A 21,105-nucleotide genomic window follows, 5' to 3' on the forward strand; every position below is an offset into this window, starting at 1 on the left:
CTGCAGGATTGCCCCGAGGTGCGCCGGGCGGTTTATCTGAGTTGGCAACCCAATGCGCGGATTTACAGCCACGAGGGCGCCGCCCAGCATTTTCCACCGGGGCTGGGCGACCCTTCGCTGGCCAGCGATCAGCGGCTGTTTGATCGGCTGGTCGAGGCGGGACGGCTGGACCTGGCTCAAGTACGTCAACTCGATTGCTGGCTGGCCGGCCGACTGCGCCGGGCGGCTATCAGCCATGGCCAGGTGTTTGATCTGGCCTTGACGCCTGGGCAGCCGGGTTTGTTGTTGGTGGAAGTGTGCGAGGGCGTGAGTCTTGATTGGCTGGGTTGGGTGCAGGACTTGCTGACGACGTTGCTGAGCAGCGTCAACGGCATGTTGCGGGGCTCGCCGCTGTTGGGCCACGATCCGCAACCGAGTCTGTTGCTCGATGCCCAGGGCCGACCGCTGGAATTCAATGCCGCGCTGTTGGCACTGCTCGCCGAAAAGCCGCTGACCGATGTGCTGGGCTTTTTGCCGGTCAATCACCGGGTGCTGGTCCGTGCCTGCCTCGACCAGCAACGCGCCATCGACGGGGTCGAAGCCCAATTCGAAGCGCAGATCCTGATCTGGACGTTTATCCCCGATCCCCAGGACAACCGCGTGCTCGCCCGTTGCCGCGATGCCACGGCACAAGTGTTGGCCGAGCGTGAAGCCGCCACGGCACGGCGGCTGTACCGGCTGATCATCGAGAACACCACCGACCTGATTTCCCGACACACACCGGACGGGCGCTTTCTGGATGCCTCGCCCGCGTCCTGGACATTGCTTGGCTATTGGCCGGAGGAGTTGCGCGGGCAAATGGCCCAGGGCTTGTTCCATGGTCAGGACCTGGCCAGCCTGGTGCAGCGCGCGCGGGATGCCCTGGAGCAGGACGGTTATCACACGATGACCTATCGCATTCGCCATCGAGACGGGCATTACCTGTGGTTCGAAACCGCGAGCCGGGCGATTCGTGAAACCTACACCGGCACGGTAGTCGAAGTGGTCAGCGTGTCCCGGGACATCACCGCCCGAGTACAAGCCGAGGAGAACAAGCGGCGCCTGGCGGAGGTCGTCGAGGCCAACACCGATCCGGTGTTGTTCATCGACCCCGAGGGGCAAGTCACTTACCTCAACCCGGCGGCGCGGCGCATTCTCGGGATCGACGAGCAACAACCGATGCCGGCCCTGGCGCAATTGTTCGCCAGCGGCGACCTGGCACGTCTGCAGCGCGATGGCTGGAGCAGCGCCGAACGCGACGGTGTCTGGAGCACCGATGCGCGATTGCAGCCACCGGGTGGCGGCACTTCAGTGCCGGTGTCGCTGGTGCTGCTGGCGCACCGTTCGGCCGGCGGCGAGCGCTATTACTCCTTGGTGGCGCGGGACATGACCGAGCGTGAACTGCGTGAAGTGCAACAGCGCCGTCATCAGGACGAACTGGCACACACGGCGCGGTTGGTCACCCTGGGTGAATTGGCCTCGGGCATCGCTCACGAAATCAACCAGCCATTGGCGGCGGTGGTCAATTACGCCAATGCCAGCCAGCGCTATTTACAGACGCTGGATTCCAATCCCCAAGCCGCCGCCCGAGTGGCGCAAGGGCTGGAGCGCATTACCCATCACGCCACGCATGCTTCAGAAGTGATCAGACGTTTGCGCGCGTTTCTGCGCAAGGGACAACGCCGGATGCAAGCCCTGAATTTCACCGACGTCGCCCGCGAGGCCGTGCGTTTATGTGCCTGGGAAGCGAGCAATTGCCAAGTGACAATCGAGGATCGCCTGCCGGATAATCTGCCGCCGATTTATGCCGACCGGGTGCTGCTGGAGCAGGTGCTGCTCAATCTGTTGCGCAATGCCATCGACGCCAACCGCGAACAACATCCGGGGCAACCTTCGCTGATCGTGATGGCTGCGGGGCAGGGCGGTGGTGCAACCGTGGAAATCAGTGTGCAAGACCAGGGGCCAGGCGTCAGCGAACCGGAACTGGAGCAGATATTTACCCCGTTCTATACCAGCAAGGCCGATGGCCTGGGACTTGGCTTGTCCATGAGTCGCAGCATCATCGAAGGTTTCGGTGGCGAATTGCAGGCCCGACGCCAATCTGTCGGGCTGCTGATGTGCTGCCGTTTGCCGCTGGCCGGCCCAACAAAACAACAACAGGAATAACGTAATGGCAGGTGTGAGGGAGCACGTGGTGTATGTGGTCGACGACGATCAAGGCATGCTCGATTCAACGGTCTGGTTATTGGAATCGGTAGGGCTCAAGGCCTTGCCATTTACCAGTGGCGTGGAGTTTCTCAATGCTTGTGATGCCACGCTCGATGCCTGCGTGCTGCTCGATGTTCGCATGCCCGGCATGGGCGGTTTGAACGTGCAGGAAGAAATGCGCACACGTGAGCTGAACCTGCCGATCATCTTCGTCAGCGGGCACGCGGATGTGCCGATCGTGGTTCGCGCCTTCAAGGCAGGTGCCCATGACTTCATCGAGAAGCCCTATAACGAGCAATTGCTGCTGGACAGCGTGCAACAAGCGCTTAGTAACTGCGCAGCAAACCGCTCGGGCAATCAGGGCCATGAAGCCTTGCAGGCACGCTTGCTGACACTGACCCCTCGGGAGCGCGATGTCTTGCTGCCGCTGGTCCAGGGTTACACCACCCGTGAAATCGCTGAACAACTGGGCGTGAGCGCAAAAACCGTCGACCTGTATCGCTCGCGGGTGATGAAACGCATGCAGGCCAATACCTTGCCGGACCTGGTGGGCATGGCCATCGCCGCTGAACTGGTTGATCCGCTGAAGCTGCGGTGATTGGTCGCGTTTTCCATTGAGCGTCTATGCTGGGCTAACCGATCTCATCCCTCTGCAGCGATCTGCAAGGAGGCAGCAATGGTGCCCACATCCAGCTCCGAGAAGGCGTTCACACGCAGTCTGCTCGATGTTTTGATCCGTGCCGGACTGATTGCCGTACTGGTGCTGTTCTGCTTTGAGATCTTCAGCCCGTTCCGCGACCTCATGCTGTGGTCGCTGATCCTGGCGATCACCCTTTACCCATTGCAACAGCGACTCAAGGGGCCGCGGGGTCAGAAAGACGGCCGCATTGCGACGCTGATTGTGCTGATCGCCATCGTTGTGCTCATGGTGCCGGTCTATCTGTTGGTCACCTCGATTGCCGATTCGGTCGAGCACGCCATGACCACCGTCAGGGACGGCAACTTCCATATTCCGCCCCCCGCTGACTCAGTCGCTGACTGGCCGTTAGTGGGCAAGTCGGTCTCTGCTGTATGGCTGCAGGCCTCAACCGATCTTCCCGACCTGACAGCGAAGTACCTGCCCCAGATAAAACATTTCAGCGTGAGTTTATTGGCCAAACTCGCCGGCGTCGGCCTGGGGTTCCTCACCTTTATTTTTGCATTGATCATCGCCGGCATTTTCATGGCCTATGGCGAGAGCGGCAGCCGCAGCGCGGTAAAGATCGCGGCCCGCGTCAGTGGTCCGGCCAAGGGGCCGAAAATCGCCGAACTGTGTACCGCAACGATCCGTGCGGTCGCGCTGGGGGTGGTCGGCATCGCCTTCATCCAGATGCTGCTGGTGGGCATCGGATTCGTGCTCATGGGCGTCCCCGGTGCCGGGCTGCTTGCCTTGGCGGTGCTGCTGCTCGGCATCATGCAATTGCCGGCGACGCTGATTACGCTGCCCGTGATTGCCTTTGTGTTCGCCACCGAGGGGGCCAGCACGGCGACCATTGTTTTCTCCATCTACGTGTTCGTTGCCGGCCTGGTGGATAACGTACTCAAGCCATTGCTGCTGGGGCGCGGTGTCGATGTGCCGATGCCGGTGGTGCTGATCGGCGCCCTCGGCGGCATGTCACCAGTGGCATTATCGGGCTGTTCATCGGCCCGGTGGTGCTTGCGGTCGGCTATCAGTTGTTCTGGCAATGGGTGGAAGATCAGCCGCAGAACAGACCGGACGTCCCGCCGACGTTATAAGTACCCGGGCTTGCGCTAGCATGAAAGATATTCAGGCCATTCGCCCTGACGAGCAGGACAGTGCGCCCCGCCAGATGACCGTTTGGACTTCGCCACTCACTGCGCGGTGCAGGATTTCTACTTCGGCGAGGACTTCCTGCTTCGTCGACACGACTACAACGTGGACGTGAGTGGTGGCTATCGACCTCAGCGACATCAGCTACGCCTAAAGAGGGTTGAATCATGACCATCCATTCCTGGGAAAAACTCTACCTCGATGACCTGAGTCTGGGTCAGCAGTTCGAAAGCGACAGCCTGCGTGTCCATCGAGCGTCGATGCTGGCCTTTGCTCAGGAGTTCGACCCGCAACCGTTTCACCTCGATCCTGAACTCGCCGAGCTGAGTCTGTTCCGTGGCCTGGCAGCCAGTGGCTGGAACACCGCCGCCCTGACCATGAAGCTGTTGGTGGAAAGCGTGCCATTGGCAGACGGGATCATCGGCCTGGGCATCGAGTTGAGCTGGCCGACGCCGACCTACCCGGACGATCTGTTGCGTCTGCAATGCACCGTGCAGGCCCTCGATCCATCCAGCTCCAAGCCAGATCGGGGTGTGGTGACCCTGTTCATGGAAACACTCAATCAAAACGACAAGGTCGTGCAGCGAGCCACCGGCAAACTGCTGGTCTTCAGAAGACCGGCGCCTGATTGAGAAGGTCGTCATAGGTGTGTGGAGCGTGCGTGATGGGCTCTGTCGGTTGCTGGGGTCGGAGGAGGCGTTTTGAAAACATTCCTGCTCAGGCCTAGCGCCTCAACGCTGAACATGTTGCGTCAAGCGTGCCTGCAACGCCGAGATGCGGTGCCGCCAACGTTAACCGAAAAAGCGCTCATCCCTGACATTCCAGATGCTCGCTACTGGCTGGACCAGGATCTGACCCCGTTCATTCGGGATGTGAGTCAGGCCAACATTCGAGAGGCTGAAGCGCTCGCCAGCGCAGGGATGCCCAATGACACCCTGCCGCTGGCAAGCATGTTGGCCGTTTCGGGGGGCGGCGATGCAGGCACATTCGCGGGGGGCATCATTGCGGGATGGACCCTGCATGGGACTCGACCTGTGTTCAAAGTCGTCACCGGCATTAGCGCTGGCGCCCTGGTCGCCCCGTTTGCCTACCTGGGGCCCCAGTACGACGGTGTCATTCTGGGTATCTGCAATGCAGTCGGTCCAAAAGACATTTTCCATCCGCGCAGTGTGCTGACCCGTCTTGCCAGCGATGGTATGGCACACAGCAAGCCACTGTCGCGGCTGATTGCACAGCACATCACTGCCGAGATTCTTGCGGCGATCGCGTCGCAATACGCCAAAGGACGTCTTCTGATGATCGGCACCACCGATCTTGATTCAGGGCGCCCGGTCACCTGGAACATGGGCGCTATTGCCTCGAGCCAGGCACCGGGCGCGCTCGACCTGTTTCGCAACATCATGGTCGCGTCGATGAGTATTCCTGGCGCCGTCTCACCCGTCATGATCGATGTGGAGGTTGACGGTCAACAGTTTCAGGAAATGCACGTGGACGGAGGCGTCCTGACTCAGGTGTTCCTTTACCCACCCGGCACCGTGATGGCGCTGAACCGCGTGACCGGGGCGCGTTTGCGTGATGAACGGCATTTCTATGTCATTCGCAACGGCAAACTGGAGTTGCAGTGGTCCGGAACCAAGCGCCGCACCTTGAGCATCGGCGGTCGCGCCATCAGCGCATTGATCCAGACTCAGGGGATCAGCGATCTGGATCGAATTTACCGAATTGCACAGCAGGATGGGGCGGACTTCAATCTGGCGTACATCGGCTCCGACTTTGATATTTCTCGCAATCATAGATTTGATGGCGAGTACATGAAGCGATTGTTCGAATACGCCTTTGAACTCAGTGCGAAAGGCTATCCGTGGCATAAATCGCCGAGTACGTGAGAGAGGGCCGGCGCTCTGCCTGCCCAAAACATCCCGCATTTGCCCAAGAGAAATCAGCTGACCGGCTCGGCCGTACAACTCATTGCCCCTGAGCCTGGCTTCTGGAAAATGACCCCGTTGCCGTCTTGCCAGAAACGGTAGTTCCCTTGGGAATCCTTGCCAGTGTATTGGGTTCCCGAATCACTCGGCACCTGGCTCAGGGTGATCGAGGTGTTCGCCCATTTCAGGTACACGACACCTGGCTGCGTGTTAAAGAAGGTGGCGGCAATCAGTTCGTCAAACCCTGTACAACGAAAAGCCAAGGGGCCTTCGGTAAGCCTGTCTGGATCCTTGGTTCTCACAATGGCCGAACCTTGGCGTAGCTGGTGCGCGCGCTCGACATAACTTCGGATCGTGCACGCCTTGGGCTCAGGCGTGGACGCACACTGCTTACGGGAGTCGATCCAGAACTGCTGGTCGATCAAGACTTTGTCTGGCCGCGGTACTGAACGTTCATCCGTGAGCGCCAGGCGATAAAGACGCGTCAATTCGATATCCATCTGCGCCATTTGCGAATCGCGACAGATAAGCTTTTCAACGGATGCCCTTGCCGTGGCGCAATCGAAGCTGGTCTTGAACGACGCAGCATTTGCGCAGGTGCTCGTCGCCGCGCAAACGCTGGCAGCGAGCAGACAGGTGAAAAGGGGCGTGACCGTTTTCATGTTGGCTTTACCCAGATCATTACGTGATCCCCGGATTGCCATGGAACCTATCGATCTGTTGAACATTGATTCGTTCGCATTGGGTGTATCGCAGTGTAAGTCAGTGCTCAAAACTTGCCACTCCCGGCGTTGGCTGGGTTGTAGGAGGGGGGCACGCGGATGTCTCCCGCAGGGAGAGCAGCATCTCCGGCGCGTTGCTCAGCCGGCTCTGCATTTGCTCCAACACTGACTCATGTTCCCGGCGTCGGACTCACTGCCTTTCCAGTGGCCGCGGTTAGCTCTCAAGGAGAGTCAATATTGATGATCGATGCGGCTGGAGGCACGGACTGATAGCGAAGCTTTGCACGATCTCAGGATCGCCGTGAGGCGTATCAGAAGTTTGCTCCGACCGATGCGCTCCATGACCGAGGTGGCAACCCTGAACATCGCGGCAGCTGATGTGGGAAGGCTGACTACACCCGCTCGGGATCTGGAGGTGATGATTCAGGAACTGGAGGGCAGGGGTTTTCCCGCCCAGGTTCAGCTCAGAAAAGCGGGCTTGGCATCTCACTACTCCAGGATTCTAAAAAGCCCGGCCCTCAAGAACCTGTTCATTCAATTGGATATGTGGCCTTCCTCTTTTCGCTCAGTTGAAGTCAGCGGCGGTTTAAAACACATCCAGCCTCAAATCGAAAAAGCACTGAAAAAGCAGATTGATCGACTGCATGCTGCCGTGGATGACACTGAATTTGATCGGCACGAGCTGAGAATCCTGGTCAAGCGCACGCGCTACCTCACGGAAGCTTTTCCCAAGCTTTCACCTCTCTCGTGAACCTGTCCGTTTGGCGGAAGGGTCTCAAGGCGGGGCACTAGACGAGCTGGCGTTGGATCGGGGATGGCAAGCGCTCGCACGATTTGGCAAAAAGTTACGCGGCTTTGAGGCCGGACGTGTGCGGGCGGTAGCGACCAGTGCAGTGCGCGAAGCCGACAATGCTCAACTGTTCTTGGCCAGCGCGGAGCGGCACCTGGGTTTCCGGATTGACGTCATCTCTGGGCATGAAGAGGCCCGACTGGTGTTCGCCGGTGTTGCTCATACGGTGCCGGGTACACAGAGCAGGCGACTGGTCGTGGATATCGGTGGCGGCTCCACTGAACTGATTCTGGGGCAGGGCGCTCAGCCCTTATTGACCGAAAGTATTGCCATTGGCAGCGGCACCTTCGGCGCGCGTTACTTTCAGGGTGGCTGTATTACGGCGAAGGCACTCCTGGAGGCTGAGCGTGTAGCCACATTGCAGTTTGAAAAGGTGGCGCGTCGTTATCGCGCGTTGGGTTGGCAGCAGGTGATAGGTTCTTCAGGCACCGCACGGATGCTGGCCAAAGTACTCAAGGCCAACGGGTTGAACGACTATGGCGAAAACGGTATCACCTACAGCGGCCTGTTGCGCTTGTCGTTGCGCCTGCTTGAAGTGGGACATGTCAAACAGCTTCGGCTGACGGGCTTGCAAAGCCATCGCCAGAGCATCTTGCCTGGAGGTCTTGTACTCATGCTGGCGGCATTCAAGGTGTTTGGTGTCTCGCATATGACGCCTTCCGAGCCGGGTTTGAGGTTCGGCGTTCTTCATGGTCTGATGTGTAATCACTGATCACCCCATAGCAACCTTGCGGAGCAGGGACCTTTACGTTGAATCGTTACAGCTTTTACAGTGTTTGAAGCTATAAAACTCAGGGAAAGACATGATGCTGGCCCGGCCTCAAAGAAGGCCCAAGCCCACATCCATGAAACCCGCTTCGACAACTTGCATTTGATCGCCGCCTCGTCGGCGCTGATTGCCGCTGGCCGCTGTTTGATCCCTTCCGATTGCGAAAACTTTTCTCGCCAAGCGATTTACGTGGAGCTGTTCAACTTGCTTGAAAGCCAGGCCTGAACGGGGCGGCTACCCGTCGACTAAGATTACTGGTTCAACAGACTGAGATAGGGGAGAGAGTCATGGCTGACAAATTTCGAGTGCTGTTCGTTTGCGCAAAAAATGACGTTCGTTCACTCATGGCCGAAGCACTGCTGCGACACACTGACTCGGTTCACTTCGAACCCTGCAGCGCTGGCCTCGAGGCCAGTGAGGTCGACCCACGCACCTTGGAATCTCTCGATCATATTGGTGTAGACCGCACGGGACTGCGTAGTAAAGCCATCGATGAGCTTGAGGGGCAGCCGTTCGATTATGTAATCACTCTGTGCGATAAATCGTCCGAAGAGGCCACTCGGATGCCATCCTCGGGCGAAGTGATCGTGTGGAGTTTTGAAGACCCGACGACCAGCGAGAGACATGAGCCTTTTCGTCATACTCTCCAGGAAATTCACGACCGCATTAAAATGTTCGTCACCGTTAAGACCAGGCAGTGAAACTGTTCGAGGTGCCTGGGACTTAAATTGAGCCACGATTCGCGTGGAGAGTGCTTCCTGCTCTTTCGATATGTAGCCAGTGAAGGCACAATGCGCATCCTTTTTTGGCTGGCCTTGCCGGAGGCGCCTCGAAATGATCAAAACGCCGTACTACCTCATTGACAAACAAAAGCTGCTGGCGAACATGCAGAAGATCGCCTATGTGCGCGAACAATCCGGGGCCAAGGCGCTCCTGGCACTCAAGTGCTTCGCCACCTGGTCGGTGTTCGACCTGATGCAGCAATACATGGACGGCACCACGTCGTCGTCGCTCTACGAGCTCAAGCTCGGCCGACAGAAGTTCGCTGGCGAGACCCATGCCTACAGCGTGGCCTGGGCCGACGACGAGATCGAGGAGATGCTCGACAACTGCGACAAGATCATCTTCAACTCCATCAGCCAGTTGCAGCGCTACGCCGAGGCTTCAGCAGGCAAGGTGCGCGGCCTGCGGGTCAATCCGCAGGTGAGCAGCTCGGATTATCTGCTGGCCGACCCTGCGCGGCCGTTCAGCCGTCTGGGCGAGTGGGACCCGGTGAAGATCGAGCAGGTCATCGAGCAGATCTCTGGCTTCATGTTCCACAACAACTGCGAGAACGGTGATTTCGGCCTGTTCGACCAGATGCTGTGCACCATCGAAGAACGCTTCGGCGACTTGCTGCACAAGGTCGAGTGGGTCAGCCTCGGTGGCGGTATCCATTTCACTGGTGAAGGCTACGCGCTGGACGAGTTCTGCGCACGCCTCAAGACCTTCTCGCAAAAATACGGCGTGCAGGTCTACCTGGAGCCGGGCGAAGCCGCCATCACGCAGAGCGCGTCGCTGGAAGTCACCGTGCTCGACACCCTTTACAACGGCAAGCACCTGGCAGTCGTGGACAGCTCTATCGAAGCCCACATGCTCGATCTGCTGATCTATCGCCTGAATGCCAAACTGGCGCCCAGCGAGGGCGAGCACACGTACATGGTGTGCGGCAAATCCTGCCTGGCCGGAGACATTTTCGGTGAGTATCAATTTGATCGTCCGCTAGCTATCGGGGATCGGCTGTCGTTCATCGACGCAGCGGGTTACACCATGGTCAAGAAGAATTGGTTCAACGGCCTGAAAATGCCGTCCATCGTGGTGAAACAACTCGACGGTACTGTCGAGGTGGTTCGTGAGTTTGGTTACAACGACTACATGTCCAGCCTTTCGTAAGCTGGCAGAGAAGGAGAGAGAGAAAAATTGAAGAAGAACGTGCTTATCATTGGTGCAGGAGGTGTCGCCAAGGTGGTGGCCCACAAGTGCGCGCAGCACAACGATGAACTCGGTCGTATTGCTATCGCGTCGCGCAACATCTCCAAGTGCCAGGCCATCATCGACAGCGTCAAGGCCAAGGGCAGCCTCAAAGTGCCCGCCGATATCCAGGCCTTCTCGCTGAACGCCCTGGATGTCGAAGCGACCAAGGCGCTGATCCGCGAAACCGGATCGCAGATCGTCATCAACGTCGGTTCCGCCTTCCTCAACATGTCGGTGCTGCGCGCCTGCATCGATACCGGCGTGGCCTATTTGGACACCGCCATTCACGAAGAACCGGGCAAAATCTGCGAGACGCCGCCCTGGTATGGCAACTACGAGTGGAACCACCTCGAAGAGTGCAAAGAGAAGAACATTACCGCCATTCTCGGCGTGGGCTTCGACCCGGGTGTGGTCAACGCCTATGCAGCACTGGCGCAACAACAGTATTTCGACCGCATTGACTCGATCGACATTCTCGACGTCAACGCCGGTTCCCATGGCAAGTATTTCGCCACCAATTTCGACCCGGAAATCAACTTCCGCGAATTCACCGGACAAGTGTGGAGCTGGCAGAACAGTCAGTGGACCAGCAACACCATGTTCGAAGTCAAACGCACCGATGACCTGCCGGTCGTAGGCGCGCAGAACCTTTACCTGACCGGCCACGATGAAGTGCACTCGCTGTCGAAGAACCTCGGCGTGCCCAACGTGCGTTTCTGGATGAGCTTCGGCGAGCACTACATCAATGTGTTCACCGTGCTCAGGAACCTCGGCCTGCTCTCCGAGCAACCGGTCAAGACCGCCGAGGGCCTGGAAGTCGTGCCGCTGAAAGTGGTCAAGGCCGTGCTCCCTGATCCGAGCTCGCTGGCGCCTGGCTACACCGGCAAGACCTGCATCGGCGACCTGGTCAAGGGCACCAAGGATGGTCAGCCGCGCGAAGTGTTTATCTACAACGTGGCTGATCATGAAGACGCTTACGCGGAAACTGACAGCCAGGGCATTTCCTATACCGCCGGCGTGCCGCCCGTGGCAGCAGCCTTGCTGGTCGCCCGTGGCGAGTGGGACGTGCAGCGCATGGCCAACGTCGAGGAGCTTCCGGCTGAGCCGTTCCTCAAGGCGCTGGATGTGATGGGCCTGCCGACCCGCATCAAGGACGAGAATGGAGATCGTCCGTGGAGCTGCAACGCTTGAGGCTCGCAACATACAGGTGAACCTCGTTTCCCGCTCCATACGCAAAAACGCCGCTCTTTGAGCGGCGTTTTTGTTTGTGCGTAATGTGTTGGGCTTGTTGAGGACGAGATCAAGAACTGTGCCTCCAACATCCCCGCCCGTCACCCACATTGAACCCCAGCCCGTCGAACCGGCACTAACCCCTGGTTGCGTGGTCAGTAATTGGCGCCTGTAGCGACAAGGACCGTCTCTGATTGCGGCGCATCCAGCTACGTTTAGTGTTTTCTCCATGCCTTAGGGCAAAACGTTCGCGATGGATTGCGTCTTGAACCGACTTTTCCTTTTGCGAGCGACACTCTATGGGTTTGCTTCTCGATCCGCGTCATGACATTGATGCCGCTTTATTAAGCTATCGCCGGGTGTTCTGGTCGCTGGCGCTGTTCAGTGGGGTGATCAACCTGCTGGTGCTGGTGCCGTCGCTCTACATGATGCAGGTGTACGACCGGGTCCTCACCAGCCGCAACGAAACCACCTTGTTCATGCTCACCTTGATCGCCCTGGGACTGTTCATGTTCAGCGCCCTGATCGAGTGGGCACGCGGCGAGGTGATGATTCGTATGAGCGCGGGGCTGGACGATGCCTTGGGCGAGCGGATTTTCGACGCAGCCTTCGCTCGCAGCCTGCGCGAGCACAACGCCAACCCGGCGCAGGTGCTCATCGATCTGGCGACGCTGCGGCAGTTGATCACCGGCCAGGGCCTGATCGCCTTGCTCGATGCGCCGTGGTTGCCAATCTTCCTGCTGGTGGCGTTCATCTTTCATCCATGGTTCGGCGTACTGACGCTGGTTCTGGCCCTGGTGCTGATCGGCCTGGCGCTGTGGGGCGAATTGTCGACTCGCACACGCTTGGGCGAAGCCAATCGCCTGGGCGTGCAGTCGTCGATCTATGTAAACAGCACGTTTCACAATGCCGAAGTCATCCAGGCCCTGGGCATGCTCGGGCCGTTGCGCCAGCGTTGGAGCCTGCTGCAGCAACGCATCATTGCCGCCCAGGCCCATGCCAGCGACCGCGGCGCGCGTATCACTTCGATGACCCGTTTCGTGCGCATCTCCGGACAGTCGCTGGCACTGGGCTTGGGGGCGTTGCTGGTGCTTGAAGGCCAATTGTCGGCGGGCATGATGATTGCGATGTCGCTGCTGCTGGGGCGTGCCCTGGCGCCCGTGGAAATCGCCATCGGCTCGTGGAAGCAATTCAACTCCGGCCGCCAGAGCTACCAGCGCCTGAGTCAACTGCTTGCCCAGCATCCGCGCGAGCGCCTGCGCATGCCTTTGCCTCCGCCCACCGGGGCAGTGCGCCTGGAGCAGTTGTATGTCGGCCCGCCCGGCGCCACGCAACCGATCCTGCGGGGCATCAATTTCAGCCTGGCCAAAGGTGATGTACTCGCCGTCGTCGGCCCCAGCGCCAGTGGTAAATCAACCCTGGCCAGGGCGCTGGTCGGGGTATGGCCGGCCATGGGCGGGTCGGTGCGCCTGGACGACGCCGAGATCAGTCAATGGTCCCACGACGCCCTGGGCCCGCACCTTGGATACCTGCCGCAGGACATCGAACTGTTCGACGGCAGTGTGGCCGACAACATTGCCCGCTTTGGCGAGCAGGACGCCGACAAGATCATCGCCGCCGGGCGTCACGCCGGCATTCACGAGATGATCCTGAGGTTCCCCAAGGGTTACGACACGCCGCTGGGCCCCGGCGGGCTTGGCTTGTCCGGTGGACAAAAGCAACGTCTCGGCCTGGCTCGCGCGCTCTATGGGCGCCCGTCGCTGATTGTGCTCGATGAGCCCAACTCCAACCTCGATGAAGCCGGGGAGCAGGCGCTGGTGCAGGCCATCCGTGCGCTCAAGGCTGCTGGCAGCACCGTGGTGCTGATTACCCACCGGCCTAATGTGCTGGCGGTGGTCGATCACATCCTGGTGCTCAAGGACGGCACTCAACAAGCATTCGGTCCACGGGACCGAGTGCTCAAAGCATTGATGCCGGGGCCAAGACCGGCCGCGGTCAGGGAGGCTGGCAAAGATGCGTGATCTGACCCCCGGAACACAAACGTACAGCGAGCAACGGCCGAGCGTGCGCGGCGCCACAACGCTGCCCTGCGCCAATACCGACGCCGGGGGGGCAGCACGCTATGGTGTGGGTTTCCTGGTCCTGACGCTGGGCGGCTTCCTGCTTTGGGCCTGCCTCGCGCCACTCGACCAGGGTGTCGTGGGCAGTGGCACCGTGGTGGTGGCGGGCGAACGCAAGGCTGTGCAGTCATTGGTCGGCGGGGTAGTGGAAAATCTGCTGGTCAGCGATGGCGACCGCGTCACCCAGGGGCAGTTGCTGGTGCAGCTCAATACGGTGCAGGCGCAGTCGCAACGGGACGTGACGTTGGGCAAGTTGCTCAACGATCGCAGCGTCGAGGCGCGGTTGATTGCCGAGCGCCTGGGCTCAGCCGACATTCAATGGCCCGCTGAACTGCTGGAACATGCCGCCGAGCCGCGGGTCAAGGCCGCCATGGCCTTGCAGAGCCAGTTGTTTCTGACCCGCCGCGCAGAACTGGGCAGCCGCTTGCAGATCATCGAACACGAAGCCGCGGCATTGCAGCAGCAGTTGCAAGGCTACGAAGGCCTCAAGCGCAACTACGACACGCAGATGCGCTTCCAGCAGCAAGAGCTGGAAGGCCTGCGTGGATTGGCCAGTGAAGGCTACATTCCGCGCAACAAACTCTTCGAGGCCGAACGCAACGCAGCCCAATTGGCCGGGCAGATTTCCTCCGGGGTGGGCGATGTTGGCAGGACCCGCCAGGCGATCAATGAAAGCCGGCTCAAGGCCTTGCAGGCGCAGCAGGAATTTCGCCGCGATGCCGAAACCCAGCTCAGCGAGGTCTCTGCCGAGGCGGCAGGTTATGCCGATCAGATTCGTGCCTTGCAGTTTGAAGTCGACAACGGTGCGATCCGTGCGCCGGTGTCCGGGCAGGTCATGGACGTGAACATTCATACGGTCGGGGGCGTTGCGCAGGCCGGCCAAACCCTGATGCAAGTGGTGCCGCTGGATGCGCCGATGGCGATCACCGCGCGTTTCGAGCCGCTGATGGCCAATAAGTTGCGCCCGGGTCTGCCGGTGCATGTGCATTTCACCGCGCTGCAACGGGTGGATACGCCGACGGTCACCGGCACGGTGACTACGGTGTCGGCGGACCAGTTGATCAATGAACAGACGCACCAGCCGTACTTTTCCGCCAAGGTCGAAATTCCCGCCGACACCGTCGCCTCGCTGCAGGCCGCCGGCCTGCTGGTGCGCCCCGGCATGCTCGCCGATGTCACGGTGGTGACGGGGGAACGCACCTTTATGAATTACCTGATGAAACCTTTGCGTGAACGCCTGCTTGCGGCGTTCAAAGAGGAATGAGCATGACCGCTGCGTTCGACGCCTCACACCTCAATGACCCGACCGTGTAATCCGCACACGGTCGTTTGTGATTGGGTCTGTGGTTAATGCCAGTCAGTCAAGCCGCAACACCATCCTTGTAGCAGCCGAACGCAGGCTTCGCCAGCTGCTACAAGGATCGCGTTGCGGCTTGAAACCTTTGCGTGAACGCTTGCTTGCGGCGTTCAAAGAGGAATGACCAGGATCGCTGCGTACGACGCCTCGCGCCTCAATGACCCGACCGTGTAATCGGCACGGTCGTTTGTGATTGGGTCTGTGGTTAATGCCAATCAGTTAAGCCGCAACGCGATCCTTGTAGCAGCTGGCGAAGCCTGCTGCTACAAGGATCGGGGTGCGGCTTAACTGACTGACATTAGGGTCTGTGGTGGTCTTTGGTTTTCGGGCACTACAAATCCCTTATGGGAGCGAGCAAGCTCGCTCCCATAAGACGTCAGGCTGTAAAGTCGCTGGCGTTCAGCTCCTTGACGCCCACCACTTCGAATTCGAACTCGGGGGTGGCGTCGGCGTTGACACTGCCGTAGAGAATGCCATCGGCAAAGCGCAGTTGGCCGGTGGCGTTGGTGGGGTCGAAGGCGTTGCTGCCGATGAAGGTGAAGGCGTCCACGTTGGCGGTCAGCGGGTTGGCGTCCAGGCCGGTAAGGTCCAGATGATCACCCTCGGTGGTCTTGAAACCGCTGATCACGTCACGCAAAGCCCCGACGCCCATGTCCGACAGCGCACCAAACGCGTAGGTATCCGCGCCAGTGCCACCGGTGAGCGTGTCGGTGCCTGCGCCGCCGATCAACCGGTCATCGCCCGAACCGCCCACCAGCGTATCGTTGCCCGCACCACCGCTCAGAACGTTCGCCGCGCTGTTGCCCGACAGACTGTCGGCGTAGGCGCTGCCCGTCAGGTTTTCGAAGAGTTTCAAGGTGTCGAGCCCGGAACCCCCGGTGTTTTGTTGCGCTGACGTCGAGAGGTTTACGGTAACGCCGGACAGGGCGCGTTCAAAAGACACCGTGTCATTGCCATCGCGCCCGTCCAGCACGTTGTTGCCGGCTCCGGCGAACAGCGTGTTGTCCAGCGCGTTGCCCGTGCCATTGGCGGCGCCAGTGCTATCGATATAAAGACGCTCGACGTTGTTGCCGAGGGTATAGGCCGCCAGTCTGCTGTGCACGCTGTCGATCCCTCCAGGCACCGCATTGCTGTTGGTCTCGATCACGGTGTCATCGGCGTTGTCGACATAGTAGGTGTCGTTGCCATCGCCACCACTCATGCTGTCGGCCCCTGCGGCACCATTGAGCACGTTGGCGGCGGCATTGCCGGTGATGAAGTTGCGCAGCTCATTACCGGTGCCGTCGATGTCCGACACGCCGGTCAGCACCAGATTCTCGAGATTGGCGCCCAAGGTCCAGCTGACTGAGGCCTGCACCGTATCGATCTGCGAGGGTGAAGTGTTGGTTTCCGTCACGCTGTCGGACGCGTTATCGACCACATAGATGTCGTTGCCGTCGCCACCGGTCATGGAGTCGGCACCCAAGTCACCATCGAGTGTGTCGTTGCCCGAGCTGCCCACCAGGGTATCTGCCTGGTCGGTGCCGGAAATCATCCCGCCCTGGTTTTGAGCGTTGTCGAAAATCGCCTGCGCGTTGTTGTTGTCGCTGGGGTTGCCTTGAAAGCCAAGGTCATCGGCGATGTAGTCGGCCAGGCGCTGGCCGACGATTTCCGCCGATTCCTCGTGCAGGTGCCAGACGTCGTCGGGGTACACCAGCGGATCGACTTCGTAGCGCAAGGGCAGGTCGGTGTAGTCCACCGCCAGCTTGACGTCAGCACGCTCGGCGGCGATTGATTCCTGGACGGCGCGGACATAGCCTACGCCCGAGACGATGGAGGCAATCTTCTCTTCGGAATAACCCCGGGCTCGCGCCGCATCCTCCTGGTAGTGACCGGTCTCCATCATGTACACGCTGAAGTTGCCGAACTGGGTATGCAGGTAATCAAACACCTTCAGGGTCGCGTCCTTGTAGGCAGCGGCCGCCGCTGTTTTGTCCGTGGCACGGCCGATCTCCTGGGCGGCTTCCTCGCCCTGGCCCCAAATGATGCCCATGGTGACGTTATCGATCGATTGCAATTCGGTACGCTGGTCCCCCAGCAACGCGACGGCACGCAACAGCGCAGCCCCGGGCTGATTGGTGTCGGTCAACCACCAGCACAACTTGAGTTCCTCGGCGCTCATGGTCGACAGGCCGTTGACCGTGCTGCCGCCCACCGCTATGTCGATGCCGTTGCCATCGGCGTCGGTGAACTGGCTGCGCACGTCATAGGGGGTGTAGCGGTCCAGGTCTTCGACCAGCATCGAGGTGCCGGACTGATTGTCGTCCTCGGTCATGCGCAGCAGGCGCGCATTGGATTGGCCGAGTGTGGGTAGGTAGAGGATGTCCTGCTGGGCGCGCTCGCCGAACACGAAATCACTGGCGGTCAGCGTGTTGAGGTAGTTGCCATTGAGGGCGATTTCGAAGCGATTGCCATCGGCGTCGGACTCGGCGGATTTGATGTAGGTCTTGTCGCCGGCCGCGTTGAGGGTCATGTACAACGTGCCATTGCTGCCATCGCCGAGGCCGAGAAACCCCAGGCCTGACACATCAATCTTGTCGACGCCCGCGGTGAAGTCATAAATCGTGTCGGTGGCCGTGACGCCACCGGTGTCGTAGTCGCGGTAGCTGTCGAGCACGTTGGTGTAGCGGAAGGTGTCGGCCCCGTCGCCGCCGTACAGCGAGTCGCGTCCGGCGCCACCGTCGACGATGTCCGCGCCGGTGCCGGCCTTGATTGTGTCATTGCCACCGAGGCCGAGGATCAGGTCCGCGCCCGCCGTGCCGTTGAGGGCTTCAGCATTGTTGGTGCCGGCGATGGTATTGGCGGGCGCATCGGCCACCGCCAAGGCGAAGCTGTCGCTGACCGAAGCACCAGAAGGATCGGTGGCCTTGACCAATACGTTGTAGTTGCCCGAAGCCGTGCTGATCGGCGTGCCGCTGAACGTCAGGCTGGTGGCGTTGAAACTCAGCCACGCGGGCAGGGCGCTACCGTCAGCGAGGGTCGCGGTGTAGGTCAACGCATCCTGGTCGGCGTCGGTGAAGCTGTCATGGGTCACGGTGTAATTGAACGGCGTGCTTTCGGTGGCGTTCTGGTCGAGGAGGGGAATGGCCACCACCGGCGCTGCATTGCTGGGGGTGTTCTGGCCGGCGAAAACAAAATGACTCGCCGTCAGGCTGCTCACCAGGTTGCCCGCCATCGACACTTCGAAGCGGTTGCCGTTGGCGTCGACGGTAAGATCCTTGAGGTAGGTACGGTTGCTCGAAGCACTGTAGGTCAATTGCAGCGTGCCGTTCAGGCCATTGCCCAGAGCCGTGTAGCCGAGCGCCGAGACGTCGATCTTGTCGGCGGTAACGTCGAAGTCGAGGATCTGGTCACTGGCACTGGTGGAACTGGTGCGGTAGCTGTCGAGATTTGAGGTGTAGCGGAATACATCGGCACCCGCGCCGCCGGTGAGTTTGTCCGCGCCGGTGCCGCCGACCAGAATGTCGTTGCCGGCGCCGCCATTAAGGGTGTCGTTACCGGCGCCACCGAACAGTTGTTCGTTGGCGGGGGTGCCGGTCAGTGTGTCGTTGTTCGGCGTGCCGTTGATCACAGTGGGTGAGGCGGGCACGTCCTGCACGGCGAGGGTAAAGCTGTCGCTAACGGTGGCGTTGCTGCCGTCAGTCGCGGTGACCTGTATGGAGTAAGTGCCCGATGCGGTATCGCTGGGTGTACCGCTGAACGTACGAGTCGCTGCATCGAATGTCAGCCAGCTGGGCAGGGCGCTGCCATTCGCCAGTTTGGCGATGTAGCTGAGGCTGTCGTTATCCGGATCGGTGAAGCTGGTGGCCGGCACCACGTAGCTGAACGGGGTGTTTTCGGTTGCGTTCTGATCCAGCAACGCCGTTGCCACCACCGGCGCATGGTTGACCGGTGACGACGTGGCGAAGACGAAATTGGCGCTGGTCAGCTTGTCGACGTAGTTGCCGTTCAGCGTCACTTCAAAGCGGTTGCCATCGGCGTCGGCGGTCAGGGACTTGATGTAAGTCTTGGTGCCGGCACTGTTGAGCACCAGGTACACGGTGTTGTTCTTGCCATCCCCCAGGCCGGTAAAACCAATGGCCGAGATGTCGATCTTGTCGGCGCTGATATCGAAATCGGTGATCACGTCGCTAAGGTTGGCACCGCCGGTGTTGTAGTTGCGGTAGCTGTCCAGGCGATTGGAGAACACAAAGATGTCCGCTCCGGTGCCGCCGGTGAGGGTGTCCATGCCGGCACCGCCGTCGAGCTTGTCGTCGCCCGCTCCGCCACCGAGGCTGTCGTTACCCGCCAGGCCAAGCAGGGTGTCGGCGGAATCGCTGCCCAGCAACGAGTCGCTGCCGCTGGTACCGGTGACCACGTGATTGAAGATGAAATTGCTGGCGGTCAGGGTGCTGGCGAGGTTGCCCGATAGAATCAATTCGAAGCGATTGCCGCTGGCGTCGGCATCGTAGTCCTTGATGTAGGTGCGGTCGTTGCTGGCGCTGTAGCTGACCTGCAAGGTGCCGCCACGGCCATTGCCCAGGCCCGTGAAGCCGAGGCCGGCGAGGTCGATCTTGTCCTGGGTGACGTCGAAGTCGGTGATGGTGTCATCGAAGCTTGCGGTTGCGTTGCGGTAACTGTCGGACTGAGCGACATAACGGAACGTATCGGCGCCGGTACCGCCGGTGAGTTTGTCGATGCCTGCACCGCCCACCAGAATGTCGCCGCCGGCCCCGCCATTGATAGTGTCGTTGCCGGCTCCGCCGTAGAAAATCTCGCTTTCGGCGCCGCCCAGCAGGGTGTCGTTGCCAGCCGTACCTTGCACGGTGGTCATCGGCACCGTGGCGCTGACGTAGCTACCGTCGCCATAGACCAGCGTGGCACCCTTGCTGGTGTGGCTGATGGTGTTGCCAATAATGGCGTTGCGATCGGTGCCGTCTTCATTGCGCTCTGCAACGCCGTAGGTCGACAGGTTGCTGCCGCTGATGATGTTGCCCTGGATCGTGTTGTCGCTGCCGTTGAAGTACTTGCCGGACACGCCCAGGGTGTCGTCGTAGGACTGGATGATGATTTCCGGTACCGGGCTGCCAAGGGAATTGTTGTTGAGCGTGTTGTCGATGATCTCGACGTGGTTGCTGCCGTAGATGCGGATCCCGGCGCTGGTGTTGTCGTGGATATCGACGCCGCTGACGGTCACGTCGCTGGACAGTTTGATCAGCACCCCTTCGGCGCCGTTGCCGTACACCTCGCCACCGGTGATGGTGATGTTGCTGGGGGAGGGGATGTCCTCGCTGCCGCGCTGCACCACGATGCCATTGCCGCCGTTGTTGTAGGCAACGTTATTGGTCAGGGTGAAGTCGTGGGTACTGGTGACGACGTTGAAACCGTGCCGGTCGTTGTCGTAGGCGACGTTGTTTTCGAAGGTGCTGTCGCTGAGAAAGTCAGCCACGAAGCCGTCCAGGCCATTGCCGTGGGATACGCTGTTCTTGATGACCATGTTGACGGTCTGCTCGTGGGGATCGAAACCGTACCCGGAGCAATCCTTGATCTCGACGCTGTCGAGGGTGACGTTGGAGTCGTAGCCTTCCTGGCCGGGAATGTAGCCGTTGAACCAACCGTCGACCTTGCCGGTGGTGTTGTCACGGTTGCCGTCGATGGTGAGATTGCTGACGCCGAAGTCGTGGGTTTCCTCGCCATAGGCGGAGCGGATGACACCCGTGATCTTGGTGTCGGAGCCGTCAGCCACCTTGACGGTGGTTTCGCCCATGCCGTCGCCGTACAGGTAGACGTTGCTCTTGAGCATCAGGCAGCCGTCGGAAGGTTCCTCACCTCCCGAAACGATATAAGTTCCGGTCGGCATATACACCTGCCCCCCGCCTGCGGCGGCCGCTGCATCAATCGCACTTTGTATCGCCGCCGTGTCGTCTGTGATGCCATCTCCTTTGGCGCCAAAATTTTGTACATTGAAAATCATGAGCTTATCTCCGTATCAGGCTAAAACGTCGGAAGCTGCCAATATTCCATCGACGACCAACGTGTTAGGG

12 protein-coding genes and 3 pseudogenes are annotated in these 21,105 nt (G+C 60.1%); 13 read left to right on the forward strand and 2 right to left on the reverse strand.

Annotation, left to right across the window (positions count from 1 at the left end):
- The 5 genes and pseudogenes from WLY71_RS16510 to WLY71_RS16530 form a co-directional block, all read left to right on the forward strand.
- Positions 1-2,184, forward strand: a 2,184-nt coding sequence (locus WLY71_RS16510; RefSeq protein WP_347804390.1) for a PAS domain-containing sensor histidine kinase, incomplete at its 5' end; no start/stop codon positions are given.
- Positions 2,185-2,188: 4 nt separating this feature from the next.
- On the forward strand, positions 2,189-2,824 hold the full coding sequence (locus WLY71_RS16515) for a response regulator transcription factor (protein WP_347804391.1): 636 nt from the start codon (positions 2,189-2,191) through the stop codon (positions 2,822-2,824).
- A 78-nt stretch (positions 2,825-2,902) separates the two neighbouring features.
- A pseudogene (locus tag WLY71_RS16520) lies at positions 2,903-4,002 on the forward strand (AI-2E family transporter).
- A gap of 222 nt (positions 4,003-4,224) precedes the next feature.
- Complete coding sequence (locus WLY71_RS16525) at positions 4,225-4,689, forward strand: MaoC family dehydratase (protein WP_347804392.1); 465 nt, start codon at positions 4,225-4,227, stop codon at positions 4,687-4,689.
- A gap of 69 nt (positions 4,690-4,758) precedes the next feature.
- A complete protein-coding gene (locus WLY71_RS16530) occupies positions 4,759-5,943 on the forward strand; it encodes a patatin-like phospholipase family protein (protein WP_347804393.1) in 1,185 nt (394 codons plus the stop codon).
- Positions 5,944-5,996: 53 nt separating this feature from the next.
- Here WLY71_RS16530 and WLY71_RS16535 read toward each other — a convergent pair whose 3' ends face one another.
- Positions 5,997-6,644 carry an MliC family protein gene (locus WLY71_RS16535; RefSeq protein ID WP_347804407.1) on the reverse strand — a complete coding sequence of 216 codons (648 nt, stop codon included), beginning with the start codon at positions 6,642-6,644 and terminating at the stop codon, positions 5,997-5,999.
- A 307-nt stretch (positions 6,645-6,951) separates the two neighbouring features.
- Between WLY71_RS16535 and WLY71_RS16540 the strand changes: the two genes are divergently transcribed.
- The 8 genes and pseudogenes from WLY71_RS16540 (at position 6,952) to WLY71_RS16575 (ending at position 14,950) form a co-directional block, all read left to right on the forward strand.
- Entirely contained in the window at positions 6,952-7,455 is a 504-nt protein-coding gene (locus tag WLY71_RS16540; RefSeq protein ID WP_347804394.1) for a CHAD domain-containing protein, read from the forward strand.
- Positions 7,451-8,266, forward strand: a pseudogene (locus WLY71_RS16545) (Ppx/GppA phosphatase family protein); the annotation flags it as partial. The gene WLY71_RS16540 and the pseudogene WLY71_RS16545, both read left to right, overlap by 5 nt.
- A 96-nt stretch (positions 8,267-8,362) precedes the next feature.
- A pseudogene (locus WLY71_RS16550) lies at positions 8,363-8,512 on the forward strand (ParA family protein); the annotation flags it as partial.
- A 98-nt stretch (positions 8,513-8,610) separates the two neighbouring features.
- Positions 8,611-9,024: an arsenate reductase ArsC gene (locus WLY71_RS16555; protein WP_347804395.1), complete on the forward strand. Its 414-nt coding sequence runs from the start codon at positions 8,611-8,613 to the stop codon at positions 9,022-9,024.
- Positions 9,025-9,157: 133 nt separating this feature from the next.
- Complete coding sequence (gene nspC / locus WLY71_RS16560; protein WP_283180321.1) at positions 9,158-10,255, forward strand: carboxynorspermidine decarboxylase; 1,098 nt, start codon at positions 9,158-9,160, stop codon at positions 10,253-10,255.
- Positions 10,256-10,282: 27 nt separating this feature from the next.
- Entirely contained in the window at positions 10,283-11,527 is a 1,245-nt protein-coding gene (locus WLY71_RS16565) for a saccharopine dehydrogenase family protein (protein ID WP_347804396.1), read from the forward strand.
- Positions 11,528-11,865: 338 nt separating this feature from the next.
- Positions 11,866-13,587 (forward strand): type I secretion system permease/ATPase, encoded by a 1,722-nt coding sequence (locus tag WLY71_RS16570; protein WP_129444115.1) that lies wholly within the window; start codon positions 11,866-11,868, stop codon positions 13,585-13,587.
- Positions 13,580-14,950, forward strand: a complete 1,371-nt coding sequence (locus WLY71_RS16575; protein ID WP_347804397.1) for an HlyD family type I secretion periplasmic adaptor subunit — start codon at positions 13,580-13,582, stop codon at positions 14,948-14,950. The genes WLY71_RS16570 and WLY71_RS16575 overlap by 8 nt, the downstream gene beginning before the upstream one ends.
- A 469-nt stretch (positions 14,951-15,419) precedes the next feature.
- Here WLY71_RS16575 and WLY71_RS16580 read toward each other — a convergent pair whose 3' ends face one another.
- A complete protein-coding gene (locus WLY71_RS16580) occupies positions 15,420-21,035 on the reverse strand; it encodes a putative Ig domain-containing protein (RefSeq protein WP_347804398.1) in 5,616 nt (1,871 codons plus the stop codon).
- Positions 21,036-21,105 lie beyond the last annotated feature (70 nt).

The sequence above is a fragment of the Pseudomonas rossensis genome, from assembly GCF_039888995.1.
Classification (GTDB): Bacteria; Pseudomonadota; Gammaproteobacteria; order Pseudomonadales; family Pseudomonadaceae; genus Aquipseudomonas; species Aquipseudomonas rossensis.